Below are 12,555 nucleotides of genomic sequence, written 5' to 3'. Positions count from 1 at the left end.
TATAAAAAAAACACAGCTTGGGCTGTGTTTTTTATTCTTCTAAATCCCTCGGCTACATATGTTCAATAATACAATCACCAAACGCTGAACAAGAAACTAAGGTAGCATCATCCATAAGTCTCTCAAAATCATATGTTACTGTTTTCGCTTTGATTGCTCCAGACATCCCTTTAAGAAGCAAATCAGCGGCTTCAAGCCAACCCATATGTCTTAACATCATTTCTGCAGAAAGAATCACAGAACCTGGGTTTACCTTGTTTTTACCGGCATATTTTGGTGCTGTGCCATGAGTGGCTTCAAACACAGCAACTTCATCACCTAAATTTGCTCCTGGCGCTATTCCAATACCGCCAACTTGTGCTGCAAGCGCATCAGATAAATAGTCGCCATTTAAGTTTAAGGTGGCAATAACACTATACTCAGCCGGACGTAATAAGATTTGTTGTAACATAGCATCGGCAATAACATCTTTAATAATGATTTCTTTACCGGTATTAGGGTTTTTGAGCGTGCACCAAGGCCCACCATCAATCAAACTAGCACCAAATTCATCTCGAGCCAGTTCATACCCCCACTCTTTAAAAGCCCCCTCGGTAAACTTCATAATATTACCTTTGTGAACCAGAGTTACCGAGTCTTTATCATTATCAATTGCGTATTGAATCGCTTGTCTAACCAAGCGTTGACTTCCTTCTTTTGATACCGGTTTTATACCGATACCACAATTGTCGGTAAAGCGGATATTACTTGCGCCCATTTCTTCAGTTAGAAACTTAATCATGGCTTTAGCTTTATCACTACCTGCTTGATACTCAATGCCAGCATAAATATCTTCAGTGTTTTCTCTAAAGATAACCATATCGACTTCAGCAGGTCTTTTTACTGGGCTTGGTACACCAGTAAACCATTGCACTGGACGTTGACATACATAAAGGTCAAGCATTTGTCTTATAGCAACATTCAAGGAGCTCATACCGCCACCTACGGGTGTTGTCAGTGGCCCTTTGATAGAGACTTTATATTCTTGAAGAATATTTAATGTCTCTTCCGGTAGCCAAGTTTCACTATCATACATTTTAGTCGCTTTTTCACCTGCATATACTTCCAGCCAGACAATTTTTCTATCGCCAGCATACGCCTTAGCAACAGCAGCATTAACAACTTTAAGCATAGGAGGTGTAACATCTACACCTATACCATCACCTTCGATGAAAGGGATTATCGGATTATTGGGTACTGATAATTTACCGTCAATAAAAGTAATTTTATCGCCAGTAGTGGGAATGATGATTTGATTAGTCATAGGACGAGCTCCACATTAAACAAGTATAGAAAAGTTGCTCTACTAAACTAATTCAAAAAAGCACAAGGCACTAATCACTATTTAGTGATATTGAATATCACTAAAATGAATAAATAACACTTAGACTAAAGTCTAATAAGAATTGACTCATCCCACAAAGCAAAAAAAAAGCTAAGTATCTCTACTTAGCTTTTGATTAATACAGCGCTATTGAATAGCACTTTTACTAGCTGTTTTTCATTTAAAGCAATTAGTTAGCTTAAAGTAACGCTGATAAAATAGTATTTAATGTTTCGCTAGGACGCATTGCTTTTTCTACAAGCTGAGTCTCAGCAAAGTAATAACCATTAAGGTCAATAGCAGGCCCTTGAGCAGCATTTAATTCAGCAATGATTTTTTCTTCTTGCTTAGTTAGTGCTTGCGCTACACCAGTAAAGTTTTCTTTAAGCTCACTATCTTTTGTTTGCTCTGCTAGTGCTTGAGCCCAGTACATTGCAAGATAAAAGTGACTACCACGGTTATCTAATTCACCCACTTTACGTGACGGAGATTTATTAGTATCTAAGAACTTGCCTGTAGCTGCATCTAAGGTATCAGCTAATATTTGAGCTTTAGCATTACCTGTAGATACCGCAACATGTTCTAGTGAGGCAGCAAGTGCTAAAAACTCACCTAAAGAATCCCAACGTAAATGGTTTTCTTTTTCAAACTGTTGAACATGCTTAGGTGCAGAGCCACCAGCGCCCGTTTCAAATAAACCACCACCATTCATTAGTGGTACAATTGAAAGCATTTTAGCACTAGTACCAAGCTCTAAAATTGGAAATAAGTCAGTTAAGTAATCACGTAAAACATTACCGGTAACTGAAATAGCATCTTCACCTTTAGCAACACGGGCAAGGGTATACTCACAAGCTTTTACCGGTTCAAGGATTTGAATATCTAAACCGCTAGTATCGTGATCAGCTAAGTAAGTATTAACTTTTATGATCATTTGCGCATCATGGCCACGATTTTCATCTAACCAAAATACCGTAGGAGTTCCAGTTGCTTTCGCACGAGTTACCGCTAATTTTACCCAATCTTGAATAGGTGCATCTTTAACCTGACACATTCTAAAAATATCACCTTCGGCAACATCTTGTTCAAGCAGTGTTTCGCCATTATCATTAACAACACGAACAACACCAGCACCTGACATGGTGAAAGTTTTATCGTGTGAGCCATATTCCTCGGCTTTTTGTGCCATTAAACCAACATTAGGTACTGTACCCATTGTCGTTGGATCGAAAGCACCGTTTTCACGACAAAAATCTACTACCGCTGAGAATACACCCGCATAATTACGATCAGGGATCATAAATTTAGTATCTTTTTGCTTACCATCTGGTCCCCACATCATACCTGAAGCACGAAGTGCTGCTGGCATTGACGCATCAATGATGACATCACTTGGCACATGTAAGTTGGTAATGCCTTTATCTGAATCAACCATAGCCATTTCAGGGCGAGTAGCATAAACCGCTTGTAAGTCTGCTTCAATTTCTGCTTTTTGCTCCGCAGGTAAACGGGCGATTTTAGCGTATACATCACCAATACCGTTATCCGCGTCTACACCTAATTGTTCAAAAGTAGCAGCATGCTTAGCAAATACATCTTTATAGAACACTTTCACTGCGTGACCAAACATGATTGGATCTGAAACTTTCATCATGGTTGCTTTTAAGTGCAATGATAATAAGACATCTTCTTCTTTGGCTTTATTGATTTCAGTTTCAAAGAATTCTACCAAGGCGGATTTACTCATCACTGCAGTATCAATAATTTCTTTATCAAGTAAAGGTAACTTTGATTTTAATAACGTTACATCACCGTCTTGAGCAACAAATTCAATATTGACCTTGGTTGCGCCATCAATAGTTACTGATTTTTCGCTACCATAAAAATCACCTGATGCCATATGAGCAACATGAGATTTAGATTCCTTAGACCAAGCACCCATTGAATGAGGGTTATTACGTACGTATTGCTTAACAGAGGCTGGAGCACGACGGTCAGAGTTACCTTCACGTAATACCGGGTTAACCGCTGAGCCTAATACTTTCGCGTAAGTTAACTTAATAGACTGTTCAGCTTCATTTTGTGGTTCAGCAGGGTAATTAGGTAAATCATAACCTTTTGCTTGTAATTCTTTAATAGCCGCTTCTAATTGTGGAATAGACGCTGAAACATTTGGCAATTTAATAATATTTGCTTCTGGCGTTTTCGCTAATTCACCTAACTCAGTCAATGCATCATCAACGCGTTGCTCTTGTGTTAGGTATTTTGGAAAGTTAGCTAAGATACGAGCCGCTAATGAAATATCACGTGTTTCAACATTAATGCCTGAAGAAGCTGTATAAGCTTGAATAATTGGCAATAAAGAATACGTTGCTAAGGCAGGTGCTTCATCGGTAATAGTATAAATGATTTTTGAGTTATCAGTGCGCATTGAGATTCCTACATTAATTAGCTAAATGCTTGAGTGTTCGCATAAAAATTCAATAAAAATTAATTATAATTCACTCAAGCTAAAAATTTATTTTTCGCGCGCATAGTATAGTAATTCAAAGCGTATTAATATAGCCAAGAAAAAAGCCATTCAATTTTTTTAAGGGAATTTACCGCAATAATGACGCACAACAAAGGCTATTCAAGACATAAGGCCAATTCAACTCTAAAGGTACGACCAGTAAAGGGAGAGCGAAAAATCGTCCTCTTCAATAAACCTTTCGATGTTTTATGCCAATTTACTGATGAGAATAATCGCCGTACATTAAAAGACTTTATTACTATACCTGATGTCTATGCGGCGGGACGACTTGATAGAGACAGTGAAGGCTTATTGCTGTTAACCAATGACGGTAAATTACAACATCAAATAGCCAATCCGGTTAAAAAAACTGAGAAAACCTATTGGGTGCAAGTTGAAGGCGCTCCTACAGAGTTAGATTTAGCGAAGTTACGCCAAGGCGTAGAATTAAAAGACGGTATGACTAAACCCGCTAAAGTTGCAATAATGCTTGAGCCTAAAGTTTGGCCGCGTATTCCGCCAATAAGAGAACGTGCCAGTATTGCAACCACTTGGCTGGAAATTACCATAACAGAAGGCCGTAATAGGCAAGTTAGACGCATGACAGCAAATATTGGTTTTCCTACCTTGCGCCTCATTAGATATCGCATCGGCAATTGGACCTTAGATAATATTGCTAATGGAGAATATAAAGTTGAGCAATAAGTCCAATACTTCACCTGTCATAAATGAGCATGATAGAAACGATCACGGCGCAACGCAGTTTAAGCCCAACACCACCGTTGCTGCTGTTATTCATCACCAAGGTAAGTTCTTATTTGTTGAAGAATTAGATAATAACCAAGTGGTTTTTAATCAGCCTGCTGGGCACTTAGAAGAAAATGAGAGTCTCACTACGGCAATAAAACGAGAAGTACTCGAAGAAACGGGCTTAAACTTAGAGCCAGATTACCTATGTGGCATTTATTATTTTCATCGACCCGATCTACAGCTGTATTTTTTACGTTTTTGTTTTGTCATCGAATTAGAACAGTGGCTGACCGGCCAACCTCAAGACAGTGAAATAATGGCCACCCATTGGTTTACCCTGGAGCAAATAAAAGCAAAAGGTCAGCAATTGCGCAGCTCCATGGTGCTGGAGTGCATTGAAGATTACTTAGCGGGTAATAAAATCTCCTTATCACAGCTAAAATCTAATCTTTAATCTATATCCTGCTAGTCGTGCGTGTTATAATTTTGCGCTTCTAATTTCAGTGTAAATACTTAGTGCAATTAATTAATGCACTTAATTTTTAAAGTCTATTGGTCAAACAAACATGTTAACTGCCTCAAAAAATAAAGCCCCAGAACAAACCAAAGTCATTGTTGGTATGTCCGGTGGTGTCGACTCTTCAGTTTCTGCTTACTTGCTAAAAGAGCAAGGTTATCAAGTAGAAGGTTTGTTTATGAAAAACTGGGAAGAAGATGATACTGAAGAGTATTGTGCTGCTGCCCAGGACTTAGAAGATGCCCAGGCTATTTGTGACAAACTAGGTATTAAATTACACACTATCAATTTTGCTACCGAATATTGGGACAATGTTTTTGAGTATTTCCTTGAGGAATATAAAGCTGGACGTACCCCTAATCCCGATATCATGTGTAATAAAGAAATTAAGTTCAAAGCTTTTTTAGAGTTTGCCTGTGAAGACCTAGGTGCTGATTACATTGCCACAGGACATTATGTGCAACGTGAGTTTCGTGATGATGCTTGGCAGATGATACGAGGTCTTGATAATAATAAAGACCAAAGTTACTTTCTTTACACTCTAGACCAAAAGCAATTATCTCAAACCTTATTTCCTGTCGGTCATATTGAAAAGCCTGAAGTACGCGCTATCGCCGAAAAAGCAGGTCTAGTAACTCATAATAAAAAAGACAGTACTGGCATTTGTTTTATTGGTGAACGTAAGTTCAAAGACTTTCTCGGTCAATACTTACCTGCCAAGCCAGGCATTATTGAATCAGCCGAAGGTGTTGCCGTAGGCCATCACGATGGTCTTATGTATCACACCTTAGGTCAACGAAAAGGCTTACGCATCGGCGGTTTAGCTGATGCCGGTGAAGCGCCTTGGTACGTGGTTGAAAAAGATTTATTACGTAATGTCTTAATTGTTGGCCAAGGTCACAACCACCCTCGCCTTTTCTCTAAAGGTTTAATTGCCAATCAATTACATTGGGTTGATAGAAAAGCATTAGCTAACAGCATTCAATGCACGGTTAAAACCCGTTATCGCCAAGAAGATGTGGCTTGTACGGTAACGCCTTTATCTAATGACGCAAGTATAAGTAGTGATAAACAAGAATACCAAATTGATTTTAACGAAGCACAAAGCTCAGTTACTCCTGGACAATCAGTAGTATTTTATCAAGGTGATGTCTGTTTAGGTGGCGGTATTATTGATACCCTCATTCGTTAGTTGTTAACAATTAACAGTTAACATCGTCTAAGCCAATATAAGCCAAAAGCTAGAGAGAAAATGAAAGACCAAACGATTACCTTTGCCGTTATTTGCCAAGTTGCTTACCAAGTACAACAAGTATCACGTTCGGGCCATATCACTGATGAAGAATTCAGTGTGTTATTACAGAGTATTATAGAAACATCGCCAGAAAATACCTTAGCGGTTTACGGCGGTAAACTCAGTAATATTAAAAAAGGTCTAGAACTGTTAGTCAGCCATTTAGGTAGTGATACAGCAAGCTCAAGCAAACAAAAAGATCCTGAGTTTACCCGCTATATCATTAGTTTAATTAACTTAGAAAGACGCCTTGCTAAACAACCTCAACAACTCAATGCATTGGGTGAGCGTATCAACGCAACCGAGCGACAACGTGAACATTACGCAATAACAAGCGAGACATTAATTGCCAGTTTCGCCAGTATTTACAGCGATATCATTAGCCCATTAGGTCATAAAATTCAGGTGACTGGCGAACCAAGTATTTTAAAGCAGAATATAAATCAATATAAAATAAGAGCGTTATTATTAGCAGGCATACGTGCTGCGGTATTATGGCGACAAGTAGGCGGTAAAAGACGTCATATATTGTTTAGTCGCAAAAAAATAGTCGATACGGCTAAATCATTACTCAACAGAATTTAGTAAACATTTTATAAGAACTTAATAACAACTTAAGCACTATTTAGCTCTGTCACTTCACCGGTAAGTTACAGAGAATATTAATATAACCTACATATAACCTAGGAAAACATTATGGAACTTTCAGCATTAAGTGCTATATCACCAGTCGATGGTCGTTATGGCAGCAAAGTAAAATCATTACGCCCAATCTTTAGTGAATTTGGCTTAATTAAATACCGTGTTACGGTAGAAGTACGTTGGTTACAAAAACTTGCCGAAACAAGTGCTATTGCGGAAGTTCCAGCATTTTCAGCGCAAGCAAATGCAGCTTTAGATGCAATTGTTACTGACTTCAGCGAAGCTGATGCTTTAAGCATTAAAAAAATTGAAGCAACAACTAACCATGACGTTAAAGCGGTTGAGTATTTCTTAAAAGATAAAATTGCCGATAACGCTGAATTACACGCAGTAACTGAATTTATTCACTTTGCTTGTACCTCTGAAGACATCAACAACTTATCTCATGGTTTAATGTTAAATGACTGTCGTGAGCAAGTATTATTGCCAGAGATGGACAAGATTTTAGCGGCTATCAAAGCGCTTGCCATTGAATACAAAACTATTCCTATGATGTGTCGTACTCACGGACAACCAGCTTCACCTAGTACCTTAGGTAAAGAAATGGCTAACGTGTATGTACGTTTACAACGTCAACGTGAACAAATAGCTAAAGTTGAACTATTAGGTAAAATTAACGGCGCTGTAGGTAACTACAATGCTCACCTTAGTGCTTACCCAGAGGTTGATTGGCACGAATACGCGAATGAATTTGTTACTTCATTAGGTTTATCATTCAATCCGTTTACCACGCAAATTGAACCACATGACTATATTGCTGAGCTATTTGATGCCATAGCACGTTTTAATACCATATTAATCGATTTTGATCGTGATATTTGGGGTTACATTGCTATGGGTCATTTCAAGCAAAAAACCATTGCTGGTGAAATTGGTTCATCAACTATGCCACATAAAGTTAACCCGATTGATTTTGAAAACTCAGAAGGTAACTTAGGTATTGCTAACGCCCTATTCTCTCACTTAGCACAGAAATTACCTATTTCTCGCTGGCAACGTGACTTAACTGACTCGACCGTTTTACGTAACTTAGGTGTTGGTTTTGCCCATGCAATAATCGCTTACGGCGCAACGTTAAAAGGTATTAGCAAGTTACAAGTTAACGAAGCAAACTTAGCGGCAGAATTAGACAGTAACTGGGAAGTGCTAGCAGAGCCAGTTCAAACAGTTATGCGTCGTTACGGCATAGAAAAGCCATACGAAAAATTAAAAGAATTAACCCGTGGTAAGCGTGTTAACGGTGATTCAATGCGTGCGTTTATTATGACCCTTGAATTACCAGACCATGCTAAAGCACAATTATGTGAAATGACTCCTGCTAGCTATATTGGCCGTGCAGTTTCGTTTATTGATGAACTAAAATAATCAGTTTTATCATTTAATGACAACCTAAAAAAAGAAGGCACTATGCCTTCTTTTTTTATATCTATTTTCCGAGCTTATGTACGAAAGAATATTGCTCTATCCCCTGATTAATAAAATCGAAAATAAAAAACAAAAAAAGACACATCTGTATTGACAATAGCCGCAGTTATTAACTAGTCTGAATGTACTTCAGGTTTACACCTTTTCTAGTTATATTGGGTCAAATAAATGTCTTACAGTATTAGCCAAGTAAAATGGCAACAAGCTGCGCCACTACTAAAAAATATTCGTGAAAAAGTATTTGTCTGTGAAAGACGCATTCCTAGAAAAATTGAATTTGATCAAGGTGATCGTACCGCTTATCACATGCTAGTATGTGACGATAACAACCAAGAGCCTATTGCTACAGGCCGTATATCTCCACAAGGGGAAATAAGCCGTATTGCCGTGGTTATGGGCTATAGAAGTAAAAAAATTGATAGCTTTATTATGCAGGGCTTATTTGGTATCGCACGTAAACTCATGCTCAAGGAAGTTTTTATTTCCAGTCCGTTAGATAAAGTAGATTACTTTACTCAACATGACTTTTACCCCATTGGCTCAGTTTATATGGTGGCTGGCATGCCAAAGCAACGTATGGCATGCACGATAACTAAGACAGCTTGCCATGTAGAAAAGGCTAAGTACTACCTAAGTCATTAACTTATTCTTATTTAGCTTCCCACAAAGATTCATCTTCATAAAGTTTATACAAACCATCGGCACGGCCAATTAATAACTGAGCAAAATCATGTTGCTCGGCATTTTTTGCTTGTAACAGGTTTTCTGCTTGCATCTGCCATTTTAGCGAAAAGTGTCTCAAGGCATCACGAGCATTCGGAGCTACCTCAACACTGCTGTGATCGCTAGGTAAATCACCACATAATACCCAAAACTTTTTACCATCCAGTGATGTTAATTTCCATAACGCCAACAGAGGCACTAAATAGCGACTATCTTCGACTGTAACACTATTTGTAACAATGCCTTTTTCCGCTAAATATTTAGTGGCACTTTGATATTGCTCTTTTATCCACTGCTGTTGTTGCTCTTCTGTCATCTGTACTGCTTTGGTCATTTTAACTCTCTAATAATTCTAATTTATCTTGGGTTAGTCATTTATAGCAGCGCTAAGTTTGTCATTAATTTTGGGCAAGTTGTATCTTTTCGCTTACAGCTTGCACCCTAATATTAAATTCTTAATTTTTCCGTGACTAGCTTGGCTATTTTCTAGGTGCTATCGTTCCTTCACAACATTACAACACATTTAAATTGCCTTTTCTAGCAAGAAAAAATGGAGAGATAACGATGGCTTTATTTGATTTACCTGATTTTGACGATCACGAACAAGTAGTGTATTGCAGTGATGCTGCAAGTGGACTAAAAGCAATTATTGCCGTGCACAGTACCAAACTGGGTGCTGCGGTAGGCGGCTGTAGAATGTGGGATTATGCCAGTGATGAAGAAGCTCTCGTTGATGTATTACGCCTATCTAAAGGCATGACCTATAAAAATGCTTTAGCGGGTTTATCTATGGGCGGTGGTAAATCAGTTATTATTGGTGATGCTAAAACACTTAAATCTGAAGCGCTTTTTAAAGCCTTTGGTGAAGCATTAAATCGTCTAAATGGCCGCTACTTAAGCGCTGAAGATGTCAATATCACCACCAGTGATATTGCTATTGCTAATAGTGTCACCCCGTTTGTCACCGGTACTGAAGGTAAAAGTGGTAACCCTGCGCCTTTTACCGCCCTTGGAACTTTTTTAGGTATCAAAGCCTCGGTCAAACATAAACTTAATCGTGATGATTTAACCGGTCTTAAAGTGGCCATTCAAGGCCTAGGCAGTGTCGGCTATCTTTTATGTGAGCACTTACATAAAGCTGGGGCAAAGCTTGTTATCACCGATATCAATCAAGCGGCCTTAGATATAGCGGCTACTGAGTTTGATGCTAAGGTTGTCGGTTTAGATGAAATTTATGATCAAGATGTTGATATTTATGCGCCTTGTGCATTAGGTGCCACCATCAATGATGAAACTATATCGCGATTGAAAGCTGTAATCGTTGCAGGTTGTGCTAATAATCAACTAGCTGAGCCTCGCCATGACCAAGCATTAGTAGACCGTGGCATATTATATGCGCCCGATTATGTTATTAATGCTGGCGGTATCATCAATGTATCATTTGAAAATAACTACGATGCTAAAAAATCAACGCTAAAAGTCGAAGAAATTTATCATACCCTATTAGATATTTACACTAAGGCTGATACTCAAAATAGACCTACTGGTATTATCGCTGATGAAATGGCCCGTGCAATCATTAAAAATGGTGGTAAGTAACACCTAGTTAACCTCAACTCTGGTTAATGAATGTTTGATACTTGCAAAGTAACTATTAATATCAATTGGTTGCAATACCAATAAAAAATATTAGTCTATTTATATCACTCAATATTGATAGTTTAGTGTATATCAAGGCGGTTATGTGTACCCAATAGCTGGCTATTGGTAGCAGAACTAACGAAGATAGGCGTTAAAATAACTTATTGAGTAACTTTGCTTATCCAGAGCTGAGGTTAGTTACCAAGCTGCATGCAAGTAACCAACAAAATTGCCGAGGCTACACTATAATTGCTACAACCATACTCATAGGGAATAGCAATGAAAGCTTTGATTATTTTGTTGTTGCTTATTGCAGTCGATTGTTTTGCCGTAACAACGGTGACAACAGCAGGAAAACAAAAGCCTGATGATGCCAGTCACGATTATTTTATTGGCTTACTACGCCTGGTCTTAATCGAAACAGCAGATGAATATGGTTTCGCTGTTTTACAAACTGTACCCTTCCCTGGGCAAGAGCGAATGTTAAAACTGCTAGCATTAGGCGCATTTTATGATGTGGTCTGGGCTGGGAATTCAGATACTCGTGAGTCTGAAGTTCATAAAATACCTTTTCCTTTATTTCGCGGTGGTTTAGGTTGGCGCGGTATGATAATCCGCCAGCAAGACAAAAATAAATTCTCCGCTATTCATTCCGTCAAAGACTTACGCAAATTAATTGCTTGTCAGGGGCTACACTGGCCTGATGCTGATGTGTTAGAGCATGCTGGACTTGCTGTTGCCCGTGTAGGTTACTTTGATGCTATGTTACACATGGTAGCGTTAAATCGGTGTGATTATTTACCCTTAAGTATTTTTGAAGGTAAAGCTGAATTGGCCGTAGTGCAAAACAGCTTTCCAAATCTTATCTTTTACCAAGACTTAATTATTCAATACCCACTTACCATGCATTTCTTTGTTAAAAATAATAATAAACAGTTAGCCAAAAGATTAATCTTAGGCTTACAGCGCCTTTATGACTCTGGCGCCTATGATGATTACATGCAAAACCATCAATTAACCCAATATGCTTTTCCACTCACTAAATTTAAAAAATCAAGAGTGATCAAGTTAACAAACCCTAATAATAAGCAGGCGGAGTTAACCGAGCTAGCAAAGTTTGGCTTATCTTGGCCAAGTGATAATTCACCTGAAAATAAATAGCAAAAACCCAGCAAATTGCTGGGTTATATTTTACTACGAACTAAAAAAGCTAAGAAATCAAAAGCTAAAGAGTGCTAATCGATTAGCTGGTATTGCTCACGCAAGATAGTAATAATTTCTGCTTTTGGATTATCAGATAATACAATTTTATCACCGGTGATTTTTTCAGCAATACTGATATAAGTCTTTGAAACATCCATGAGTACTGACAAAGGTAGCTTATTATCACGTGCTAATGCTTCACGCTCATCCATCCGGTCTTTATTAAGTAAAATATCAGCATCTGGAAAGTGATTTAACAACAACTGACGGAAACCTTCTTTTGAGTTTTCGACTACATTTCCAGCGCGGTATTGCTCACCATCCCATATACGAGAGGAGTCTGGTGTGCCCACTTCATCCATATAAATTAGTTTGTCATTACCTGCTGTATCTTTTACATAACCAAACTCAAACTTAGTATCAAC

At 38.3% G+C, this 12,555-nt stretch carries 12 protein-coding genes; 8 read left to right on the top strand and 4 right to left on the bottom strand.

Annotated features, from left to right (window positions below; all coding sequences use genetic code 11):
- Positions 1-52: 52 nt before the first annotated feature.
- Positions 53-1,303, bottom strand: coding sequence for an NADP-dependent isocitrate dehydrogenase (gene icd, locus HRT50_RS12000; protein WP_291614747.1), 1,251 nt, complete (start codon positions 1,301-1,303; stop codon positions 53-55).
- Between the two features lie 259 nt (positions 1,304-1,562).
- Entirely contained in the window at positions 1,563-3,794 is a 2,232-nt protein-coding gene (locus tag HRT50_RS11995) for an NADP-dependent isocitrate dehydrogenase (RefSeq protein WP_291614745.1), read from the bottom strand.
- A gap of 180 nt (positions 3,795-3,974) precedes the next feature.
- Here HRT50_RS11995 and HRT50_RS11990 point away from each other — a divergent pair, with 180 nt between their 5' ends.
- From HRT50_RS11990 to HRT50_RS11965, 6 genes are all read left to right on the top strand, one after another.
- A complete protein-coding gene (locus HRT50_RS11990; protein WP_291614743.1) occupies positions 3,975-4,580 on the top strand; it encodes a pseudouridine synthase in 606 nt (201 codons plus the stop codon).
- Positions 4,570-5,079 carry an NUDIX hydrolase gene (locus tag HRT50_RS11985; RefSeq protein ID WP_291614741.1) on the top strand — a complete coding sequence of 170 codons (510 nt, stop codon included), beginning with the start codon at positions 4,570-4,572 and terminating at the stop codon, positions 5,077-5,079. Before HRT50_RS11990 ends, HRT50_RS11985 begins: the two co-directional genes overlap by 11 nt.
- Positions 5,080-5,191: 112 nt before the next feature.
- Entirely contained in the window at positions 5,192-6,334 is a 1,143-nt protein-coding gene (gene mnmA, locus HRT50_RS11980; protein WP_291614739.1) for a tRNA 2-thiouridine(34) synthase MnmA, read from the top strand.
- Positions 6,335-6,394: 60 nt separating this feature from the next.
- Positions 6,395-7,021 (top strand): high frequency lysogenization protein HflD, encoded by a 627-nt coding sequence (hflD, locus tag HRT50_RS11975; RefSeq protein ID WP_291614737.1) that lies wholly within the window; start codon positions 6,395-6,397, stop codon positions 7,019-7,021.
- Between the two features lie 111 nt (positions 7,022-7,132).
- Positions 7,133-8,503, top strand: coding sequence for an adenylosuccinate lyase (purB, locus tag HRT50_RS11970; RefSeq protein ID WP_291614735.1), 1,371 nt, complete (start codon positions 7,133-7,135; stop codon positions 8,501-8,503).
- Positions 8,504-8,731: 228 nt separating this feature from the next.
- Entirely contained in the window at positions 8,732-9,205 is a 474-nt protein-coding gene (locus tag HRT50_RS11965; protein ID WP_291614733.1) for an N-acetyltransferase, read from the top strand.
- 7 nt (positions 9,206-9,212) lie between these two features.
- On the opposite strand, the gene HRT50_RS11960 is transcribed toward HRT50_RS11965, so the two are convergent.
- Complete coding sequence (locus tag HRT50_RS11960) at positions 9,213-9,620, bottom strand: DUF4826 family protein (protein ID WP_291614732.1); 408 nt, start codon at positions 9,618-9,620, stop codon at positions 9,213-9,215.
- A gap of 230 nt (positions 9,621-9,850) precedes the next feature.
- Between HRT50_RS11960 and HRT50_RS11955 the strand changes: the two genes are divergently transcribed.
- Positions 9,851-10,885 (top strand): Glu/Leu/Phe/Val dehydrogenase dimerization domain-containing protein, encoded by a 1,035-nt coding sequence (locus HRT50_RS11955; protein ID WP_291614730.1) that lies wholly within the window; start codon positions 9,851-9,853, stop codon positions 10,883-10,885.
- Between the two features lie 321 nt (positions 10,886-11,206).
- A complete protein-coding gene (locus HRT50_RS11950) occupies positions 11,207-12,088 on the top strand; it encodes a hypothetical protein (RefSeq protein WP_291614727.1) in 882 nt (293 codons plus the stop codon).
- Positions 12,089-12,162: 74 nt separating this feature from the next.
- Here the strand turns inward: HRT50_RS11950 and HRT50_RS11945 are convergent.
- A partial coding sequence (locus tag HRT50_RS11945; protein ID WP_291614725.1) for a phosphoribosylaminoimidazolesuccinocarboxamide synthase occupies positions 12,163-12,555 on the bottom strand: 393 nt, incomplete at its 5' end.

Origin of the sequence: Colwellia sp., from assembly GCF_013215345.1 — a bacterium.
GTDB lineage: Bacteria > Pseudomonadota > Gammaproteobacteria > Enterobacterales > Alteromonadaceae > Colwellia.
The sequence above is the reverse complement of the archived record's forward strand: the minus strand, read 5'-3'. Positions and strand labels throughout refer to the sequence as shown.